The following is a 19,751-nucleotide window of genomic DNA, read 5'->3' as shown; positions in this document are numbered from 1 at the left end:
CCCACTCTATTGACAGATGTTCAATAGTGCCAATAGCGTCGCCGCCATGAGTGCAACCCCGGGTCGCAGCAATGTCGACCACCTCATCGTCGGCGCCGGCTTCGCCGGCCTCGCCGCCGCGATCAAGCTCGACGAGGCCGCGGAGCGCGACTTCGTGGTGATCGAGAAGGACAGCGACGTCGGCGGCACCTGGCACATCAACACCTATCCGGGCGCGGAGTGCGACGTCCCGAGCCAGCTCTACTCCTACTCGTTCGCGCTGAACCCGGAGTGGTCCAAGGTCTACTCGCCGCAGCAGGAGATCTGGGAGTACACCCGCAAGGTCGCCGAGGACTCCGGCACGCTCGACCGGTTCGTGTTCGACACGGCGGTCGTCGACGCACGCTGGGACGAGGACGAGCAGCGCTGGATCGTGCGCACCGAGGGCCCCGACGGCCCGAAGGAGTACGCCGCCCGCACGGTCATCTCCGGCTCGGGCGGGCTCTCCGAGCCGCGCCTGCCGGAGATCGAGGGCATCGACTCCTTCCAGGGCGAGATCTTCCACTCGGCCCGCTGGGACCACGACGTCGACCTCGCCGGCAAGCGCGTCGCCGTGATCGGCACGGGCGCATCGGCCATCCAGCTCGTGCCCGAGCTGCAGAAGGTGGTCGGCCACATGGACGTCTACCAGCGCACCCCGAACTGGGTGATCCCGCGCAACGAGCGCTCCTTCACCGGCTTCGAGAAGGCCGTGTTCAAGAACGTCCCCGGCGCCCAACGCGCCCTGCGCTCGCTCGTCTACGGCACCCTCGAGGCCCGCGTGCCGGCGTTCGCGAGGTTCCCGCAGGCCATGCGGGCGGTCGAGCTCCAGGGCAAGCGCAATATCGCCAAGGGGATCACCGACCCCGAGCTGCGCAAGAAGGTCACCCCGGACTACCGCGCCGGGTGCAAGCGGATCCTGATCTCCAACAAGTGGTACCCCGCGCTCGACGCCGACAACGTCGACCTGGTCACCGACCCGATCCAGAAGATCACCGGCGACGCGATCGTCACGGCCGACGGGGTCGAGCGGCCCATCGACGTGCTCGTGGTGGCCACCGGCTTCTACGTGACCGAGCCGCCGATCGCCCAGCACATCACCGGCCGCGGCGGCCGCACGCTGGCCGACGTCTGGGACGAGGGCGGCATGGCGGCGTACAAGGGGACGACGATCCACGGCTTCCCGAACCTGTTCCAGGTCGTCGGCCCCAACACGGCGCTCGGCCACTCCAGCATGATCTTCATCATCGAGTCGCAGGTCCGCTACGTGGTCGAGGCCGCGAAGGCGATGCGCGCCGAGGGCCTCGCCGTGGTCGAGCCGACCCAGGCCGCGCAGGACGCGTGGACCGCGGAGATCCGCCGCAAGATGAAGCCGACCGTGTGGCAGACCGGCGGCTGCGCCAGCTGGTATCTCGACAAGTTCGGCAACAACACCACCCTCTGGCCGGGACAGACCTTCACGTTCCGCCAGCACCTGCGCTCGTTCGACATCGACAAGTACGACGTGCAGCCCGTCCAGCCCGTCCAGCCCCCGAAGTCCACGCAGTCCCCCACGTCCCAGGAGAAGGTCAGCTCGTGAAGAACCTCAGCAACAAGGTCGTCGTCATCACCGGCGCCGGGTCCGGCATCGGCCGCGCGCTCGCGGTCAACCTCGCCGGCAAGGGCGCCCGGCTGGCGCTCTCCGACGTCAACGAGGAGGGCCTCGGCGAGACCGTCGAGCTCGCGCTGAAGGCGGGCTCGCCCGACGTGCACACCGCGCGGCTCGACGTCTCCGACAAGGCCGCCTTCGCGTCGTACGCGACCGAGGTGGCCGAGCACTTCGGCCAGGTCAACGTGGTCATCAACAACGCGGGCGTCGCGCTCGCCGGTGACGCGATCGACCTCAGCTACGAGGACATGGAGTGGATCGTCGGCATCAACTTCTGGGGCGTCGTCTACGGCACCAAGGAGTTCCTGCCGCACCTGATCGCCTCCGGTGACGGCCACGTCGTCAACCTGTCGTCGCTCTTCGGCCTGCTCGCGATGCCCGGCCAGAGCGCCTACAACGCCACCAAGTTCGCGGTCCGCGGCTTCACCGAGGCGCTGCGCGAGGAGATGCTCATCGCCGGCCACAACGTCGGCGTCACCTCGGTGCACCCCGGCGGCATCAAGACCGCCATCGCCCGCAGCGCCCGGGTCTCCGACAAGGAGGACAAGGCTGCGACGGCCAAGCTGTTCGACGAGAAGCTCGCGAAGATGACGCCCGAGCGGGCCGCCGAGATCATCGTCAAGGGCATCACGAAGAACCAGGCGCGGGTGCTCGTCGGCCTCGACGCCCACGCGCTGCACAACTTCCAGAAGTTCACGGGATCGCGCTACGAGGACATCGTCGCGGTGGTCTCGAAGCGGGTGCTCCCGACGAAGGTCGTCTGACCCACTAATCTCGCCTCCGTGGAGGCGTCGCTCGATCGGATGTGGTCGCGCAGCCGCCTGTCGCTGCGCGGCCGCATCCAGCGGTGGAAGTCCAAGCGCTGGGTCGTCCTGCAGTGCGCCGTCGCCGCTGCCGTCGCGTGGTTCGTCGCCGCCGACCTGATCGGGCACGAGCGGCCGTTCTTCGCACCCATCGCCGCGGTCGTCTCGCTCGGGACGTCGTACGGGCAACGGCTGCGGCGGGTCGCCGAGGTCACGATCGGCGTCGCCATCGGTGTCTTCGTCGCCGACGTACTGGTGGCCGGCATCGGCTCGGGCGCCTGGCAGCTCGGGCTGATCGTCTTCCTCGCGATGTCGACCGCGCTGCTGCTCGACGCCGGCATCCTCTTCGTCACCCAGGCCGCGGTGCAGTCGATCGTCGTCGCCGCGCTGCTGCCCGGCGCGGGCGGCGCCTTCCTGCGCTGGACCGACGCCCTCATCGGTGGGTCCGTCGCGCTCGTCGCCGCCATGGCGGTGCCGGCCGCGCCGCTGCGCCGGCCGCGCGAGCAGGCCGCGGCCGTCGCGCGCAAGATCGCGGAGCTGCTGCGGGCGGCCTCCGACCTGATGGTCGACGGTGAGGTGACGCCGGCGCTCGAGCTGCTCGCCGACGCCCGGGCGACCGACCGGATGATCCGGGAGCTCCAGGCCGCGGCCGAGGAGGGCATGTCGGTCGTCAGCTCCTCGCCGTTCCGGCTGCGTCACCGCGAGCCGCTGCGGCGGATGGTCGAGCTGGTCGACCCGCTCGACCGGGCCCTGCGCAGCACCCGTGTGCTGGTGCGCCAGACGTCGATCGCGGCGTACCGCCGCAGGCCGGTGCCGCCGTCGTACGCCGTGCTGGCCGCGGACCTGGCCGATGCCGCTGACGCGGTGGCTGCCGAGCTCGCCGCGGACCGGCTGGCCGTCGACGCGCGCGAGGCGGTGCTGGCGGTGGGCGCCGCGACCGGGGTCGTCGAGCGAAGCGAGGTGCTGACCGCGGAGGCGATCCTCGCCCAGCTGCGGGCGATCGTCGCCGACCTGTTGATGGTCACCGGCATGGGCCAGCTCGAGGCGACCGACGCGCTGCCGCCACCGCCGCGCAGCTGACGCGTGCCAGACTTCGGCGCGTGACCAATGTCGTGGAGCAGAGCGTCGAGATCGATGCCCCCGTCAGCAAGGTGTTCGCGTACGTCGACGACTTCACCACCACGAAGGACTGGATGTACGGGTTGACGAGGATCGACCCGGTCACCGAGCAGCTGAGCGGCGTCGGCGCGCAGTACGACGGCGTGATGAAGGTCGGCGTACCGCTGAAGGCCCGCATCCAGTGCACCAGCTGGGAGCGGGACCGGCTCATCGAGCTCACCTCGGTCAAGGGCATCCAGACCACCCAGCGCTGGAGCTTCACCGACCTCGGCGGCGACCGCACCCGCGTCGACGCCTGGGTCAGCTACACCCTCCCCGGCGGCCCGGCCGGCAAGGCCATCGCCGCCGCCGTGAAGCCGGTCGTCGGGATCGCGGTCAAGCACACCAGCGAGGCGCTCGTCCGCAACGTCGAGTCCTTGTGACGCGCGAAGTGTCACTCCTGCACGGCCGAGGTGTCACCGGTGCACCGCCGAGGTGTCGGTGCTGCACGCGGACCGCGTGCAGCACCGACACTTCGAGCGTGCAGGAGTGACACTTCGGCCGAGAAAACCTGACACTTCGCGGGGTCAGCCGAACTCGACGCCCTGGGCGAGGGGGAGCTCGGTGGAGTAGTTGATGGTGTTGGTCGTACGACGCATGTAGGCCTTCCACGCGTCGGAGCCGGACTCGCGGCCGCCGCCGGTCTCCTTCTCGCCGCCGAACGCGCCGCCGATCTCGGCGCCGGAGGTGCCGATGTTGACGTTGGCGATGCCGCAGTCGGAGCCGGTGGCGGAGGTGAAGGTCTCGGCCTCGCGGACGTCGAGGGTGAAGATCGCGGACGAGAGGCCCTGCGCGACGTCGTTGTGCAGCGCGATGGCCTCGTCGAGGTCGCGGTAGGTCAGCACGTAGAGCAGGGGCGCGAAGGTCTCCTGCTTGACGATGTCGGTCTGCGCCGGCATGTCCACGATGGCGGGTACGACGTACTGTCCGCCGCTCACGCCGTCGGCCCTCGTGCCGCCCGTCACGAGCCGGCCACCGTCGGCCTGGGCCTGCTCCACGGCGCCCAGGAAGGCCTCGGCGGCGGCCGCGTCGACCAGCGGGCCGACCAGCGTCGAGGGCTCGAGCGGCGAGCCGATCGAGAGGGTGCCGTAGGCCTTGGACAGGCGCGCGACGAGGTCGTCGTGGACGGACTCGTGGACGATCACGCGGCGCAGCGAGGTGCAGCGCTGGCCGGCCGTGCCCACGGCGGCGAAGACGATGCCGCGCACGGCGAGGTCGAGGTCGGCCGAGGGGGCGACGATGGCGGCGTTGTTGCCGCCGAGCTCGAGGAGGCAGCGGCCCAGCCGGGCGGCGACGCGGGGCGCGACCAGCTTGCCCATCCGGGTGGAGCCGGTGGCGGAGACGAGCGGCACGCGCGGGTCGTCGACCAGCACCTCGCCGACCGCGCTCCCGCCCACGACGACCTGGGACAGCTCCTGCGGCGCCCCCACTCGACGGCACGCCTCAGCAGCGAGGGCCTGGCACGCGAGCGCGGTCAGCAAGGTCTTCTCCGACGGCTTCCAGACCACGGCGTCGCCCGCGACGAGCGCGAGGGCGGCGTTCCACGACCAGACGGCGACGGGGAAGTTGAAGGCGGAGATGACGCCGACGACACCCAGCGGGTGCCACTGCTCCATCATCCGGTGGCCCGGCCGCTCCGAGGCGATGGTGAGGCCGTGCAGCTGGCGGGAGAGGCCGACCGCGAACTCGCAGATGTCGATCATCTCCTGGACCTCGCCGAGGCCCTCGGAGCGGATCTTGCCGGCCTCGATCGAGACCAGCTCTCCGAGCAGCTCCTTGTGCTCACGCAGCAGCTCGCCGAGCTCGCGCACGAGGTGGCCGCGGACCGGGGCGGGCACCGAGCGCCACTCCTCGAAGGCTGCGTGGGCCCGGCCGATCGTCGCGGTGACCTCGTCGGGGCTGTGTGCGCGCAACCGGCCCAGCTCGGAGCCGTCGACGGGGGAGACGGCGACCAGGTCGCCGTCCGGCGCGAACGCGTCGGCCGCGCCGAGCTCGGCGAGGATCTGGCGGGCGCGGGTGGGCAGGTCGGCGAGCGGCTCGGTCGGGGTGGTCATCAGGCGATCTTTCCGTAGTCGGCGAAACGGCGACCGGCGTGGGTCGCGCAGAGGTCCTCGAGGGCGATGTCCTCCTGGCGGACGAAGCCCTCCTGGGGCAGGCGGCCGTCGGCGACCAGCTCGATCACGGCGACCGCCGACGAGGCGGTGGTCCACGAGATGGCGCGCCAGCTGCGATCGGTGCCCTCCCCGTCGGGGATCGTGATCGGGAGGTAGCCGCGGACGTGGTTCTCGCGGAACGGCTGGCCGTCCTTGACGCCCTCGACGGCGGCGTGGAGGTAGACGATGTCGTCGTTGACCGGCGGCTTGGCCTTCACCAGGATCCGCCCCACCTCCTCGCGGCACTCGCGCAGGCCCAGCTCGTCGAAGAGGAAGCGCATCTGGTCGAAGTGGCCGGGATAGCGCAGCGTCTTGTAGTCGAGCCGCTGCACGCGGCCCTCGTAGGTCTGGCACATCGTCCCGAGGCCGCCGGACGTCAGCGCGGCCTCCAGCTCGATGCCGCCGATGACGACGCGCTCCTTCTCCTCCATGGCGGGCACCATTTGGCGCCGGCCGGAGCGGAGCACCTCGCAGTCGTTGAGGTACTCGTTGACCACGCCCTCCGCCGACCAGTTGAACGCGTAGCCGAGCAGCCCGGTGGGGTTCTGGGGCAGCGCGCCGACCTTGAGCTCGATGGAGCGGATCTCCTCGAAGCCCTTCGCGAGGGAGGCGCCGACGATGCCGATCAGCCCGGGCGCCAGGCCGCACTGCGGGACGAACGCGACGCCCGGGTGGCGGGCGGCCAGCTCGATGACCCGCTGGGTGGTCGGCACGTCCTCGGTGAGGTCGAAGTAGTGGCAGCCGACGGCGGCGGCCGCCTCGGCGACGGTGATGTTGCGGTCCCAGGGCAGGCAGGAGATGACCGCGTCGACGCCGCGCAGGGCCTCCCGCAGCGCGCCGGCGTCGGTGACGTCGAGCTCGCCGGTCTCGAAGCGCAGGCCGGGGTGGGCCACGACGTCGTACCCGAGGACCTTGAAGCCGGCGTCGGTGAGCAGCCCCGCGACGAGCTCGCCCACCTTGCCCAGGCCGATCACGCCGACCTGGTTGATGAGGCGGTTGTCGGGGCTCATCGCAAGGCCTCCTCGAGCCGGTCGAGGCCCCAGCCGAGGTCGTCGGCGGAGATGACCAGCGGGGGCGCGAGCCGGATCGTCGAGCCGTGCGTGTCCTTGGCGAGGACGCCGCGCGCCATCAGCCGCTCGCAGACGTCGCGGCCACTGCCGAGGGTGGGGTCGATGTCGACGCCGGCCCACAGGCCGCGCGAGCGGAACGAGACGACGCCGTGGCCGACCATCGCGGCCAGCCGGTCGTGGAGTACGACGCCCAGCGCGGCCGCGTGCGCCTGGAACTCGCCCGTCCGCAGCATCTCCACCACCTTCAGGCCGACGGCGCAGGCGAGCGGGTTGCCGCCGAACGTGGAGCCGTGCTGGCCCGGGTGCAGCACGCCGAGCACGTCGCGGTCGCCCACCACCGCCGACACGGGGACGACGCCGCCGCCGAGCGCCTTGCCCAGCACGTAGAGGTCGGGGACGACGCCCGCGTGGTCGCACGCGAAGGTGCGTCCGGTGCGGCCGAGCCCGGCCTGGATCTCGTCGGCGACGAAGAGCACCTGCTCGCGCGTGCACAGCGCGCGCACGCCGGGGAGGTAGTCGTCGGGCGGGATCATGACACCGCTCTCGCCCTGGATGGGCTCGATCAGGACCGCCACGGTGCTCGGCGTGATGGCCGCCTCGAGGGCCGCCAGGTCGCCGTACGGGACGATGTCGAAGCCGGGCGTGAACGGTCCGAAGCCGCCACGGGCGTCGGGGTCGTCGGAGAAGCCGACGATGGTCGTCGTGCGGCCGTGGAAGTTGCCGGCCGCCACGATGATGCGCGCGGTCCCGTCGGGGACGCCCTTGACGTCATACCCCCACTTGCGGGAGACCTTGATCGCCGTCTCGACCGCCTCGGCGCCGGTGTTCATCGGCAGCACCATGTCCTTGCCGGCGAGGTCGCCGAGCGCGGCGCAGAAGTCGGCGAAGCGGTCGTGCACGAAGGCACGGCTGGTCAGCGTGAGCCGGTCGAGCTGGGCGTGCGCCGCGGCCAGCAGGCGCGGGTGGCCGTGGCCGAAGTTGAGCGCGGAGTAGCCGGCGAGGAAGTCGAGGAAGCGGCGGCCGTCGACGTCGGTCAGCCAGGCGCCCTCCGCCTCGCTGAGCACGACCGGCAGCGGGTGGTAGTTGTGCGCCGTGCGGGCCTCCGCGCGGGCGACCTCCTCCGCGGTACGACGCGGGGCGACTCCGGTTCGTTCGGTGGTGAGGCTCATGCGGCTCTCCGATCCCAGCTCGCGGGCAGGAAATCTTGCTGCCGAATCGCGTACGAACGGGCAAAACCTCCGTTGTCTGACAATCTCCGTCCACTGTAACCCAGGCCACAGCGCGACACGCGCGCCCGGCCCAACCGATCCGCAGGTGGCTCCGTCAAGCAGGTGACGGTGGTGCACGATGGCGGCGAGAGGCGGTTCGATGGTGCGGTCCGGGGCTCGGCGCGACGACGCGTTCGCGGCGTACGTCGCCGAACGGCGCCCGCAGCTGTTCCGCGCGGCCTGGCTCCTGTGCGGCGACCCGCACCGGGCCGAGGACGTCGTCCAGTCCGCCCTGGCGCGGCTGTACGTCGTCTGGCCGCGGGTCGAGCGGGCGCGGTCGGTGGACGCCTACGTGCGCCGGGCGCTCGTGAACAGCCACATCGACGAGTCCCGGCGGCCCTGGCGCCGGGAGGCGTCCGCCGGCGACGACCTGCCGGAGCGCAGCGTCGGCGCGCCCGCCGTCGAGGAGCACGACGCCCTGTGGTCCGCGTTGCGGGCGCTCCCGCCCGGCCAGCGACGGGTCGTCGTGCTGCGGCACTGGTGGGGGCTCAGCGTCGAGGAGACCGCCGCCGACCTCGGGATCAGTGCCGGGACCGTGAAGAGCCAGACGTCCGTCGCGCTCGCCGCGCTGCGCTCCGCGCTGGCCGACCAATCCGACTCGCTCGAGGAGAACCGAACATGATCCCTGTCGACGAACAGCTCAGCGCCGGACTGCACCGGCTCACCGACACCCTGGCTCCCTCCGCCGACCCCGCCGGCGACCTGCGCCGGGGACGACGGCGCCGTCGCAGCACCCGGCTGGCCGTCGGCTGCGGCTCCGCGGTCGTGGCCGCCTCGGCCCTCGCCGTGGCCGTGCTCCCGCCGGGGGAGGAGCAGGCGCCGGTCGCCGAGGACCCGGTCACCACGCCGAGCGCCACGCCGGTGACGACCCCCGCGTCGACCGCAGGCGCTGCTCCGGCGACGAATCGGTGCATCGACCTGGACGACCGGGGGCCCGGACCCAACGGGACGATCGTCGCCGCCGCGCCCGACCTCCTCGACCTCTACCGGACCATCCTGGTCGAGCGGCTGGACCCGGCCGAGCGCCACCTCGGCCCCGGTCGCACGAACAACCAGGTGGGGGCCTCGGGCAACGACGGCTGCCGGGCAGGACAGGTCCGCCTGACGTCGTACGGCACGAAGCTGGACTGGCGCGTCCCGGGGGAGAGCGGCCTCGGCATGATCCAGGTCGAGGTGACCTCGGGCCCGTGGCAGGACGCGCAGATGCGCTACGCCTACGACTTCTGGGCGCCACGCAAGGTCAACCTGCCCGGTGTGCGGTCGGCCGGGGTCGCGTCGTACGACGGCGGTGTGGCCGTGGTCGTCCACCGCACCGACGGGCTGTCGGTCGCCATCGACGCCAACACGCTGTTCGGCAACAACTCGCTGACGCCGGTGAGCGGCATGGACGTCGCCGTCCGCGACCTCCTCGCGGCCGCCGCGGACCCGCGCTTCACCCTCGAGTGAGGCGGGCGACCCCGGCGGGCGCAATCCGATTGCCGCCCGCTGGGGTCGGCACGGGACAATGGGTGGGTTGTGAAGATCTCCTACCCGCCCGACCTGCCGGTCAGTGCCCGTCGCGACGACATCGCCGCGGCGATCCGCGACCACCAGGTCGTCATCGTCGCGGGCGAGACCGGGTCCGGGAAGACCACGCAGCTGCCGAAGATCTGCCTGGAGCTGGGCCGTGGAGCGCCGGCCCCCGACGATCCCGCCGCGCGGCCGCGGATGATCGGGCACACCCAGCCCCGGCGGATCGCGGCGCGCTCGGTCGCGGAGCGGATCGCCTCCGAGCTCGGGACCGAGCTGGGCGACCTGGTCGGCTACCAGGTCCGGTTCACCGACAAGACGTCGAAGCAGAGCCGCATCAAGCTGATGACCGACGGCATCCTGCTGGCCGAGCTGCAGCGCGACCGGCTGCTGCGCCGCTACGACACGATCATCATCGACGAGGCGCACGAGCGCAGCCTCAACATCGACTTCCTGCTCGGCTACCTGCGCCAGCTGCTGCCGAAGCGTCCCGACCTCAAGCTCATCATCACCTCGGCGACCATCGATCCCGAGCGCTTCGCGGAGCACTTCGCCGACGTACGCACGGGCGAGCCGGCGCCGATCATCGAGGTGTCCGGCCGGACCTATCCGGTCGAGGTCCGCTACCGACCCTTGATGGACCTGCCCGAGGACGACGAGGACGGCGAGCCGATCGTCCGGGACCAGACCGAGGCCATTGTCGACGCGGTCAAGGAGCTCTCGGCCGAGGGACCCGGCGACATCCTCGTCTTCCTCCCCGGCGAGCGGGAGATCCGCGACACCGCCGAGGCGCTGGCCCCCCTCGGCGAAAGCCCCTCAACCGGGCACAGTCGGGGAATCGACGTGCTCCCGCTCTACAGCCGGCTCTCGGCCGCCGAGCAGCATCGCGTCTTCGCCCCGGCCAAGGGGTCGCGGCGGCGCGTCGTGCTCGCCACCAACGTCGCGGAGACCTCGCTGACGGTCCCGGGCATCCGCTACGTCATCGACACCGGCGTGGCCCGCATCTCCCGCTACTCCGCGCGCACCAAGGTCCAGCGGCTCCCCATCGAGCCGATCAGCCAGGCCTCGGCCAACCAGCGCTCCGGCCGCTGCGGCCGCGTCGCCGCCGGCATCGCGATCCGCCTGTACTCCGAGGAGGACTTCGAGGCGCGCCCCGAGTTCACCGACCCGGAGATCCTGCGCACCAACCTCGCCTCGGTCATCCTGCAGATGACCTCGCTCGGGCTGGGCGACATCGCGCGCTTCCCGTTCGTGGAGCCGCCGGACCGGCGCAACGTGCAGGCCGGCGTGCAGCTGCTCGAGGAGCTCGGTGCGGTCTCCGCGAAGGGCGATCTCACCAAGGTCGGGCGGCGCCTCGCGCGGCTCCCGATCGACCCGCGGCTGGGCCGGATGCTGCTCGAGGCCGAGCGCCTCGGCTGCGTCCGCGACGTGCTGGTCATCGTCGCCGCGCTCTCGTTGCAGGACCCGCGGGAGCGGCCCGGCGCCGACCACCCGAAGGAGCAGGCGCAGGCCGACCAGCTGCACGCCCGCTTCAAGGCCGAGCGCTCGGACTTCCTCACCCTGCTCAACCTCTGGAACCACCTGCGCCAGCAGCAGAAGGAGCTCTCCGGCAGCGCCTTCCGCCGGATGTGCAAGCGCGAGTACCTCAACTACCTGCGGGTGCGGGAGTGGCAGGAGTTCGTCGCGCAGCTGCGCCAGGTGACCAAGGAGATGGGTGTCCGGTTCGAGGCCCCCACGGACCTCCCCGACGCCGATGGCATCCACCAGGCGCTGCTGTCCGGCCTGCTGTCCCACATCGGCCTGCTGGAGGAGCGGGAGAAGCCCAAGCCGGGCACGCGCCGCGACAACCGGCGTCCAGGGCCGCGGGAGTACCTCGGCGCCCGCGGGGCGAGGTTCGCGATCTTCCCGGGCAGCGGCCTGGCCCGGAAGAACCCGCAGTTCGTGATGGCCGGCGAGCTGGTCGAGACCGGCCGGCTCTGGGCCCGGCAGAACGCCGAGATCCAGCCGCAGTGGGCCGAGCGCCTCGGCGCCCACCTCGTGAAGCGGAGCTACTCCGAACCGCACTGGTCCCGCAAGCGCCAGGCGGTCATGGCCACCGAGCGAGTCACCCTGTACGGCGTCCCCCTGGCCACCGACCGTCCCGTCAACTACGGGCGGATCGATCCCGAGCTGTCGCGTGAGCTCTTCATCCGCCATGCCCTCGTGTACGGCGAGTGGGACACCCGCCACCACTTCCTGCGCGACAACAAGCGCCTCCTGGAGGAGGCCGAGGAGCTCGAGCACCGCGCCCGGCGGCGCGACCTCGTCGTCGACGAGCACACGCTCTTCGACTTCTACGACGCGCGGATCCCCGAGGGCATCGTCAGCGGCGCCCACTTCGACCGCTGGTGGCGCGACGAGCGCCGCCAGCGCGCGACGCTGCTCACCTTCGACCCGGCCATGCTGACCCACGACGCGGCCGAGGAGGTGACCGAGGCCGACTACCCCGAGCAGTGGTCGGTCGCCGGCGGCCTCACCTTCCCCATCAGCTACCACTTCGAGCCCGGGGCGAAGGACGACGGCCTGACCATCGACATCCCGGTCTCGACGCTCAACCGGGTCGACGACGACGACTTCTCCTGGATCGTCCCCGGGCTGCGCGAGGAGCTGGTCGTCGAGCTGATCCGCGGGCTGCCGAAGGCGTTGCGGGTCAACTTCGTGCCGGCGCCCAACACCGCGCGCGACTTCCTGGCCGCCGTCCCGGCGGGGGAGGAGCCGCTGCTCGGCGCGCTCGAGCGCTACCTCCGCTCGACGACGGGTGTCCACGTGCCGCGCGAGGCGTGGGACCTCGGCGCCCTGCCGCCGCACCTCACCCCGAGCTACCGCGTCGTCGACGAGCGCGGGAAGGTCCAGGGCCGCGGCAAGTCGCTCGCCGAGCTGAGGGCGCCGCTGCAGCCGCAGTTCGACGAGGCGATGGCCGCGGTCGCCTCCGACTCCGGTGTCGCCCGCACCGGCGAGACGGACTGGGTGTTCGACGACATCGCCGACACCGCCACCTGGACCCGCGCCGGGCACGAGGTGGAGGCCTATCCCGGACTGGTCGACGAGGGCGACACGGTCGGCCTGCAGGTCTTCGGGTCGGCCGACGAGCGCGACGCGCGACACCGCCTCGGCGTCGTACGACTGCTGCTGCTGGCGCTGGGGGACGCGCCGGTCAAGGGCGTCGTGGACGGGCTGTCCAACGCCGACAAGCTCGGCCTGTCCGGCACGCCCTACCCGACCACGCCCGCACTGATCGCCGACTGCCTGCGCGCCGTCGTCGTCGACGCGGTCGACGCCCGCCCGCCCGTCCGCTCCCGCGGTGGGTACGACGACCTGCTGGCCACCCTGCGCAGCACCGCTCCCGCCGCCGTCCGGAGCACCGTGGCCGACCTGCTGCGGGTGCTGGAGACCTGGCGCGAGGTCGACCGGCTGCTCAGCGGCCGCGCGGACCTGCCGCTGCTGCCCGCGCTGACCGACCTGCAGGGCCAGCTCGGCCGGCTGGTCCACGACGGCTTCGTCGGCGAGGCCGGGGCGGCCCGGCTGCGGCGCCACCGCACCTACCTGATGGCGATGCGCGAGCGTCGTACGGCCCTCGACACCGGCGGTCCGGCCGCGCTCGCGAAGGACCGTCAGCGGATGGACCTGGTGCAGCCGATGCAGGAGGCGTGGCTGGCCCGCGTCGGGGCGCTGCCGGAGGGCCGGCCCGCGGGGGAGGGGCTGCGCGCGATCCGCTGGATGCTGGAGGAGTACCGCGTCTCGCTCTGGGCCCAGCAGCTCGGCGTCGACGGCCCGGTCTCCGACGTGCGGCTGCGCAAGGCCTTCGACGCCCTCGGCTGACGCTGCTGACGGCTGCGGGGCTGCGGTTCAACTACCGGAATTGTCGTGAAAGCCGTCCGAGCACGACAATTTCGGTAGTTGAACCGCGCCGACCGTACGCTGGTCAGATGTCCGAGCGCCCGCACAAGCCCGTCCCCCGGGAGGCCGCCTTCTTCGACGAGCAGCAGGACGGGGTCGACCCCGCGCTGGTGACCGAGGCGGCCGAGCGGGCAGCCGTGCTCCTGGTCCGCGGCGCCCACGACAGCGAGGACGCCGGCGTCGCCGAGCGGCTGGTCCACCTGGCCGACACCGAGGGCATCGAGGCGATCGCGCAGGTGTGGTCGCACGCAGCCGCCGACTCGCTGGCGGGCTGCCTGTGGCGGCTCTACCTGCTGCGCTCGTGGGTGTACGCCGACCCGGCGGGCGTCGCGCGGCAGTTCGAGGCCGGCCGCTCGCGGGCGGAGTTCGCCCGGGTCGTGGCCGGTGTCGCCGACCCGCCCGGGCCCGACGAGCTGCGTCAGATGATCGACGAGGTGCTGCGCGGGATCGCGTCCGGCGAGTTCGCCGACGTGCTCTTCCGCGCCGCCGCCTTCGCCCGGGTCGTCGCCGCCGGCCGGGCCGGTCTCCCGGAGGTCCCGGACGCCGACGTACGCCGCATGCTCGCGCTCGCCGAGCAGCTCGAGGCCGCCGGACACCTCGAGCTGTCACGAGGACTGGGCTGACACCCGTACAATCAACAGTCGAGCACGCCGGGTCGCGGCAGCCCCGGGTCCCAAAAACAAGCCGCTACGAGCGGCCCTGCGCCGTGAGGCGCTCCCGGCCCGGTGTGCTCGATCTCCCTAGTCAAAGGTGGTTTTCTCGTGGGTCGGTTCGGCTGGCGGACGGGCGCGGTCGTCGTCGTGGTGGCGCTGAGCGTGCTGGTCGGCATGGTGATGCTGGCCGAGGGGTCCGACGAGAAGCCGGCCCCGCCGGGACCGTCGAAGCCGACGATGGCCCAGCTCGACTTCGCCGTCTGGGGCAGCAAGGAGGAGATCGCCGCCTACAAGTCGGTGGTCGACGACTACAACGCCGACAGCCTCGACACCAACGTCACGATGTCGTCGTGGCCGAGCGCCGCGGCCATGCTCGCCGACGTCCGTGCCGGCAAGGCGAAGCCCGACCTCTACCTGCTGCCGCGCTCCGAGCTGGCCGCGACGATCGCCGACAAGGCCAACCTGCCCCTGCTCGACCTGGTCAACGAGCGCGAGATCCCGATCGGTGACGACTTCGCCCGCGAGGCGGTCCAGGCCTTCTCCGTCGACGACGACCTGCAGTGCATGCCCTACACCGTCTCGCCGATGGTCATCTACTACAACACCGACCTCGTCGACTTCGACGCGATGGAGGCCGAGGACCTGCCGGTGCCGAAGCCGGACCACTCCGGCTGGAACCTCGCGGAGTTCCGCGCGGCGGCGGAGTTCGCCAGCCGGCCGCGGCAGAACACCCGGGGCGTCTACATCGAGCCGACCCTGCGCGGGCTCGCGCCGTTCATCTACTCCGGCGGCGGCCAGGTCTTCAACGAGGAGTCCGACCCGACCAGCCTCACCCTGGGCGAGGACAGCTCGACCGACGCCCTGCGCCAGACCCTCGAGCTGCTCCGTGACCCGCGGCTGACGCTGTCGGCCAAGCAGCTCGGCCAGCGCACCCCGCTGCAGTGGTTCGAGCGCGGCAAGCTGGCGATGATCGCCGGCTTCCGCGGGCTCACCCCGGAGCTGCGCCGGGCCGGCGTGAACTTCGACGTGATGCCGATGCCGTCGCTGGGCTCCAACCAGACCGTCGGTGACCTCAACGGCATCTGCCTGTCGCCGGGCCGCCCGAGCCGCACGGAGGCAGCGGCGAACTTCCTCAGCTACCTCGTCGCCGACGAACCCGTCGGCAAGCTCGCCGAGACCGGCTACCTGCAGCCGGCGAAGCTGACGGTCGCGCTGACCGACGAGTTCCTCCAGCCGGACCTGCAGCCCGCCCACGCCGGTGTCTTCACCCAGTCGGTGCGCAACATGATCATGCCGCCGCTGATGACCCAGGGCGCCCAGCTGCAGGCGCTGGTGAAGACGGACCTCGAGAACCTGCTCACGACGCCGTACTTCGAGGACCTGCAGGCGTCGCTGCGCGCGATCGACGAGAAGTCGCGTTCGCTGCTCGACCCCGACTACGAGCCGTCGGAGTCGCCCTCGGAGTCCGCGTCGGGCGAGCCGTCCGGCGCGGCATCGGGCGCATCCGACGCGTCCGACGGGGCCACCGACGACCGCTCGCGGGACTGACGCTTCGGCTTCTCGGCGTCGAGGATCGCCCGGCTCAACGCGGGTGCGGTCAGGCCGACCTGCCAGCTGCGCGCGCCGAGGCCGCGCAGCTGGTCGATGACGGCCTCCAGCAGCTCCACCGGCTCCCGCGTCCTCGGCGGGGTCCACATGGTGCGCCGCAGCGTGTCGGGGGTGAGCAGGTTCTCCAGCGGGACCTGGTGCTCCTCGGCGATCCGCGTGACCGCGGCCCGGGCCAGCTCGAGGCGCCGGGCGGCCACCGGGTCCTTGTCGGCCCACGCCCGCGGGGCCGGGGGACCGTCGCCGTGCGAGACCCGCGTCGGGAGCTGGTCCTCGGGCAGCTCCGCCGCCTCGCGTACGGCGGCCAGCCACTCGTTCGCGTAGCGTGAGGCGCCGCGTCCGTGGAAGCCCGGCGTCGACATCAGCGCCCCCCGGTTGGCCGGCATCGCCGTGGCCGCGGCCACCAGCGCCGCGTCCGGGATCAGCCGGCCCGGGGTGACGTCGCGCTCCTGCGCGATCCGGTCGCGCGCCTCCCACAGGGCGCGGACCGCGCCGAGCGTCCGACGGCCGCGGACCTTGTGCAGGCCCGAGGTGCGGCGCCAGGCGTCGACCCGGACGGTGGGGGTGAAGGCGCGGAGGTTCTCGAACTCCTGCCGGGCCCAGTCGGCCTTGCCGGCCTCCTCGAGCTGGGCCGCGAGCAGGTTGCGCAGCTCGACGAGCACCTCGACGTCGAGGGCGGCGTACTCCAGCCACGGCTCGGGCAGCGGGCGGGTCGACCAGTCGACGGCGGAGTGCTCCTTGAGCAGCTGGCGCTCGAGCAGCACCTCGACGAGGGTGGCGAGGCCGACGCGGGGGTAGTTCAGCAGGCGGCCGGCGAGCTCGGTGTCGAAGAGCGCGGCCGGGCGCAGGCCCACCTCGGCGAGGCAGGGCAGGTCCTGGGTGGCGGCGTGCAGGATCCACTCGGCGTCGCCGATCGCGTCGGCGAGCGGGGAGAGGTCGTCGAAGGCGATCGGGTCGATCAGGCCGATGCCGGCCCCCTCGCGCTTGACCTGGATCAGGTAGGCACGGTTGGAGTAGCGGTAGCCCGACGCCCGCTCGGCGTCGATCGCGACCGGTCCCGAACCGGCGGCGATGGCGGCGCAGTAGGCCGCGAGCGTGTCCGGGGTGTCGATGACCGGCGGCAGGCCGTCGGCGAGGGTCAGCAGCTCGACGGGAGGGGCCTCCTCCGCGTCCGTCGCGCCCTGTTCGTCCGGCTGCTGGGCCATCAGCCGGCGCCGCCCCGCTGGCCACGACGCGAGGGCATCACGGCCACCCCGTCCGGCACCGGCTCCAGGCCACCGGCGGTGCACATCAGCTCACCCCACGCCTCGGCGTGGGCGGCGAGGTCGGTGGTGTCGACGGGAGTCCAGGACGCCCGGATCTCGAGCTGGGCGTTGCCCGGCTCGCCGGCCATCGAGCCGTAGCTCTCCGTGGCCACCCGGGTCACGGTGCCCGACTCGGCGACGTACTCGGCCCCGTGCGCCTGCAGCGCGTCGGTCAGCCAGGTCCAGCCGACATCGGTCAGCAGCGGGTCGGTGGCGAGGTCGTGGTCGATCTCGGCGCGGCAGTAGGCGACGCAGCGGAAGGTGCCCTCCCAGGCGTCGTTGCCCGCGGGGTCGTGCAGCACGACGAGGCGGCCGGTCGCGACCTCCTCGTCGTCGACCGTCACGTCGGCGGACAGGGCGGTCGCGTAGGGGGCGATCCGCTGCGGCGCCGGCATCTCCTCGCAGAAGACCTCGGGCCGGAAGGTCGCGGCGCGCAGGCTGTCCACTGCTTGCGTGAACTCCCGAGGGGTCCCGGCCGCGCCGGACCCCTGGTGCGTCTCTTGGCGGGCGACCATGAGGTCACCCTAGGCCTCGGGGGGCGGATCGATGTGCGTCCCACGCCGTTCACCTGAGACCCTGACCCCGTGACGACCGCACCTTCCGGCTCCCCGCTCAGCAACAGTGCCTTCCTCAGGGCAGCCCGCGGGGAGGCCGTGCCGCACACGCCGGTGTGGTTCATGCGGCAGGCCGGACGCTCGCTCCCCGAGTACCTCAAGGTGCGCGAGGGCGTCGGCATGCTCGAGTCCTGCATGAACGCCGAGCTGATCACCGAGATCACGCTCCAGCCCGTGCGCCGGTACGGCGTCGACGCGGCCATCTTCTTCTCCGACATCGTGCTGCCGCTGAAGGCCGTCGGGGTCGACCTCGACATCAAGCCCGGCGTCGGTCCGGTCGTGGCCCACCCGGTCCGCACCCTTGCGGACGTCGCCGCGATCCCCGACCTCACCCCGGAGCACGTCCCGTTCATCACCGAGGCCGTGCGCACGCTCGTCGGCGAGCTGGCCGGCGTCAACGGCGGCACCCCGCTGATCGGGTTCGCGGGGGCGCCGTTCACCGTGGCGTCGTACCTCGTCGAGGGCGGTCCCTCGAAGGAGTACGCCAACACCAAGGCGATGATGTACGGCGCCCCGGAGGTCTGGGAGGCGCTGATGGCCAAGATCGCCTCGATCTCCGCCGCCTTCCTGCGGGTGCAGGTCGACGCCGGCGCCTCCGCCGTCCAGCTCTTCGACTCGTGGGCCGGCGCCGTCAACCGCGACGACTACGTCCAGTACGTCCAGCCGTGGTCGGCGCAGGTGCTGTCGTCGATCGGCGAGACCGGCGTCCCGCGGATCCACTTCGGCGTCAACTCGGGCGAGCTGCTGGACCTGATGGGCGACGCCGGTGCCGACGTCGTCGGCGTCGACTGGCGGGTCCGCCTCGCCGACGGCATCCAGCGGATCGGGCCGGAGCGGGGCGTCCAGGGCAACCTCGACCCGACCCTGGTCTTCGCGCCGACCGAGGTGATGACCGCGCGGGCCGCCGAGGTCATCGAGGCCGGTCGCGCCGCGCGCGGCCACGTCTTCAACCTCGGCCACGGCGTGATCCCGTCCACGAACCCCGACCAGCTCGCGCGGCTCACCGACTTCGTGCACGCCTACCCGCTCGGCTGAGCTCCTTCGTCGCGGTCGCCGCGGTCCGCGGGTTGGCGTCATGCGAAGCGGTCGCCGGGGCGCGCGGTTCGCATGACGTCCTGCCTGGCTCGCCGCGGCGGGCGAGTGACGTCATGCGAGTCGGTCGCGCGGGCGCGCGGTTCGTATGACGTCCGCCCGACCCGGCCGCGAAGGACCTACTTCTTGGGGTCCTTCTTCGCAGCCGGCTTCTTCGACGCCGCCTTCTTCGCCGCGGCGACCTTCTTCGCCGGCGCGGTCGTCGTGCGGCCCTTCACGCTGACCCGCACGGCGTTGCCCGAGCCCTCGGTGGTGAGGAAGGGCTGCGCCTGGACCAGGTCGAGCAGCTTGGCGAAGCCGTAGGAGCGGGGGTCGAAGGCGGGATAGGTCGTGCGCAGGTAGTTGCCGAACGTGGCCAGCGAGACCCAGCCGTCGTCGTCGGAGGCGTTGTTGACGCCGCGGGTCAGCAGGCTCTGCAGGTTGGGCAGCGCGGGCGCGTCGGCGCTCGCCGCCCCCTCCGGAGCGGCCGGGGCGGCGATGTCCTCCGGGGCCGAGTCGAGCAGCTCGAGGCGGATGAACCGGTCGCACGCCTCCTGCAGGGCCTGCGGCGTGTTGCTGCGCCCGACGGCGTACACGGTCTTGCCGGACTCGCGCAGCCGGGTGGCCAGCCGGGTGAAGTCGCTGTCGCTGGAGACGATCGCGAAGGCGTCGACGTTGCCGGAGTACAGCAGGTCCATCGCGTCGATGATCAGCGCGGAGTCGGTGGAGTTCTTGCCGACCGTGTAGGCCATCGTCTGCTCGGGGCTGATCGCGTGCTGGTTGAGCTTGGCGGCCCAGCCCTTCAGGGAGTCGCTGCGCCAGTCGCCGTAGGCGCGCTTCACCGTCGGCCTCCCGAACTTCGCGAGCTCGGCCAGCAGGTCGGCGGCGTAGCGGTGCGAGGTGTTGTCGGCGTCGATGAGTACGGCGATGCGGTCGGTCAC

Annotated in this window: 16 protein-coding genes; 10 read left to right on the top strand and 6 right to left on the bottom strand. The window is 72.2% G+C overall.

The window, feature by feature from the left end; all coding sequences use genetic code 11:
* The first annotated feature begins 46 nt into the window (after positions 1–46).
* From AC2YHB_RS02485 to AC2YHB_RS02470, 4 genes are read left to right on the top strand one after another with little or no spacing between them, the layout of a single operon-like run.
* A complete protein-coding gene (locus AC2YHB_RS02485) occupies positions 47–1,597 on the top strand; it encodes a flavin-containing monooxygenase (protein ID WP_179649789.1) in 1,551 nt (516 codons plus the stop codon).
* A complete protein-coding gene (locus AC2YHB_RS02480; protein WP_036547650.1) occupies positions 1,594–2,430 on the top strand; it encodes an SDR family NAD(P)-dependent oxidoreductase in 837 nt (278 codons plus the stop codon). The genes AC2YHB_RS02485 and AC2YHB_RS02480 overlap by 4 nt, the downstream gene beginning before the upstream one ends.
* Before the next feature lie 18 nt (positions 2,431–2,448).
* The gene (locus AC2YHB_RS02475; RefSeq protein ID WP_036547652.1) at positions 2,449–3,549 is read left to right on the top strand and encodes an FUSC family protein; all 1,101 of its coding nucleotides are present in this window, start codon (positions 2,449–2,451) and stop codon (positions 3,547–3,549) included.
* A gap of 20 nt (positions 3,550–3,569) precedes the next feature.
* Positions 3,570–4,010, top strand: coding sequence for an SRPBCC family protein (locus AC2YHB_RS02470; protein WP_036547654.1), 441 nt, complete (start codon positions 3,570–3,572; stop codon positions 4,008–4,010).
* 144 nt (positions 4,011–4,154) lie between these two features.
* On the opposite strand, the gene amaB is transcribed toward AC2YHB_RS02470, so the two are convergent.
* Genes amaB through rocD form a run of 3 tightly spaced genes read right to left on the bottom strand, consistent with a single transcriptional unit; the run spans position 4,155 to position 8,019 of the window.
* A complete protein-coding gene (amaB, locus tag AC2YHB_RS02465) occupies positions 4,155–5,681 on the bottom strand; it encodes an L-piperidine-6-carboxylate dehydrogenase (RefSeq protein ID WP_179649791.1) in 1,527 nt (508 codons plus the stop codon).
* Positions 5,681–6,790 (bottom strand): saccharopine dehydrogenase family protein, encoded by a 1,110-nt coding sequence (locus AC2YHB_RS02460; RefSeq protein WP_179649793.1) that lies wholly within the window; start codon positions 6,788–6,790, stop codon positions 5,681–5,683. The genes amaB and AC2YHB_RS02460 overlap by 1 nt, the downstream gene beginning before the upstream one ends.
* The gene (gene rocD / locus AC2YHB_RS02455) at positions 6,787–8,019 is read right to left on the bottom strand and encodes an ornithine--oxo-acid transaminase (RefSeq protein ID WP_487353423.1); all 1,233 of its coding nucleotides are present in this window, start codon (positions 8,017–8,019) and stop codon (positions 6,787–6,789) included. The genes AC2YHB_RS02460 and rocD overlap by 4 nt, the downstream gene beginning before the upstream one ends.
* A gap of 199 nt (positions 8,020–8,218) precedes the next feature.
* Between rocD and AC2YHB_RS02450 the strand changes: the two genes are divergently transcribed.
* The 5 genes from AC2YHB_RS02450 to AC2YHB_RS02430 all read left to right on the top strand — a co-directional run bounded on the left by AC2YHB_RS02450 (position 8,219) and on the right by AC2YHB_RS02430 (position 15,764).
* A complete protein-coding gene (locus tag AC2YHB_RS02450) occupies positions 8,219–8,740 on the top strand; it encodes a SigE family RNA polymerase sigma factor (protein ID WP_487353422.1) in 522 nt (173 codons plus the stop codon).
* Positions 8,737–9,564, top strand: coding sequence for a hypothetical protein (locus AC2YHB_RS02445; RefSeq protein WP_487353421.1), 828 nt, complete (start codon positions 8,737–8,739; stop codon positions 9,562–9,564). Before AC2YHB_RS02450 ends, AC2YHB_RS02445 begins: the two co-directional genes overlap by 4 nt.
* 69 nt (positions 9,565–9,633) lie before the next feature.
* Complete coding sequence (hrpA, locus tag AC2YHB_RS02440) at positions 9,634–13,485, top strand: ATP-dependent RNA helicase HrpA (RefSeq protein WP_487353420.1); 3,852 nt, start codon at positions 9,634–9,636, stop codon at positions 13,483–13,485.
* 107 nt (positions 13,486–13,592) lie between these two features.
* A complete protein-coding gene (locus AC2YHB_RS02435; RefSeq protein WP_036547673.1) occupies positions 13,593–14,186 on the top strand; it encodes a hypothetical protein in 594 nt (197 codons plus the stop codon).
* Positions 14,187–14,324: 138 nt separating this feature from the next.
* The gene (locus tag AC2YHB_RS02430) at positions 14,325–15,764 is read left to right on the top strand and encodes an extracellular solute-binding protein (RefSeq protein ID WP_179649801.1); all 1,440 of its coding nucleotides are present in this window, start codon (positions 14,325–14,327) and stop codon (positions 15,762–15,764) included.
* Here the strand turns inward: AC2YHB_RS02430 and AC2YHB_RS02425 are convergent.
* Positions 15,653–17,026, bottom strand: coding sequence for an HRDC domain-containing protein (locus tag AC2YHB_RS02425; RefSeq protein ID WP_487353419.1), 1,374 nt, complete (start codon positions 17,024–17,026; stop codon positions 15,653–15,655). The two genes, AC2YHB_RS02430 and AC2YHB_RS02425, sit on opposite strands and share 112 nt — an antisense overlap.
* Positions 17,026–17,640 (bottom strand): DUF3000 domain-containing protein, encoded by a 615-nt coding sequence (locus AC2YHB_RS02420; RefSeq protein ID WP_179649805.1) that lies wholly within the window; start codon positions 17,638–17,640, stop codon positions 17,026–17,028. Before AC2YHB_RS02420 ends, AC2YHB_RS02425 begins: the two co-directional genes overlap by 1 nt.
* A gap of 69 nt (positions 17,641–17,709) precedes the next feature.
* Between AC2YHB_RS02420 and hemE the strand changes: the two genes are divergently transcribed.
* Entirely contained in the window at positions 17,710–18,774 is a 1,065-nt protein-coding gene (gene hemE / locus AC2YHB_RS02415; RefSeq protein WP_487353418.1) for a uroporphyrinogen decarboxylase, read from the top strand.
* Between the two features lie 176 nt (positions 18,775–18,950).
* Here the strand turns inward: hemE and AC2YHB_RS02410 are convergent, their stop codons facing one another.
* Complete coding sequence (locus tag AC2YHB_RS02410; protein WP_179649809.1) at positions 18,951–19,751, bottom strand: NYN domain-containing protein; 801 nt, start codon at positions 19,749–19,751, stop codon at positions 18,951–18,953.

This window comes from Nocardioides sp. SRI_004, assembly GCF_057586415.1.
This window is presented reverse-complemented; position numbering and strand designations above follow the sequence as displayed.

What these genes read in the sequence shown, in the direction of transcription:
- rocD (WP_487353423.1), bottom strand. Translation starts at nt 8,019, where the DNA reads ATGAGCCTCACCACCGAACGAACCGGAGTCGCCCCGCGTCGTACCGCG.
- AC2YHB_RS02485 (WP_179649789.1), top strand. Translation starts at nt 47, where the DNA reads ATGAGTGCAACCCCGGGTCGCAGCAATGTCGACCACCTCATCGTCGGC.
- AC2YHB_RS02420 (WP_179649805.1), bottom strand. Translation starts at nt 17,640, where the DNA reads ATGGTCGCCCGCCAAGAGACGCACCAGGGGTCCGGCGCGGCCGGGACC.
- AC2YHB_RS02435 (WP_036547673.1), top strand. Translation starts at nt 13,593, where the DNA reads ATGTCCGAGCGCCCGCACAAGCCCGTCCCCCGGGAGGCCGCCTTCTTC.
- amaB (WP_179649791.1), bottom strand. Translation starts at nt 5,681, where the DNA reads ATGACCACCCCGACCGAGCCGCTCGCCGACCTGCCCACCCGCGCCCGC.
- AC2YHB_RS02425 (WP_487353419.1), bottom strand. Translation starts at nt 17,026, where the DNA reads ATGGCCCAGCAGCCGGACGAACAGGGCGCGACGGACGCGGAGGAGGCC.
- AC2YHB_RS02450 (WP_487353422.1), top strand. Translation starts at nt 8,219, where the DNA reads ATGGTGCGGTCCGGGGCTCGGCGCGACGACGCGTTCGCGGCGTACGTC.
- AC2YHB_RS02445 (WP_487353421.1), top strand. Translation starts at nt 8,737, where the DNA reads ATGATCCCTGTCGACGAACAGCTCAGCGCCGGACTGCACCGGCTCACC.
- AC2YHB_RS02460 (WP_179649793.1), bottom strand. Translation starts at nt 6,790, where the DNA reads ATGAGCCCCGACAACCGCCTCATCAACCAGGTCGGCGTGATCGGCCTG.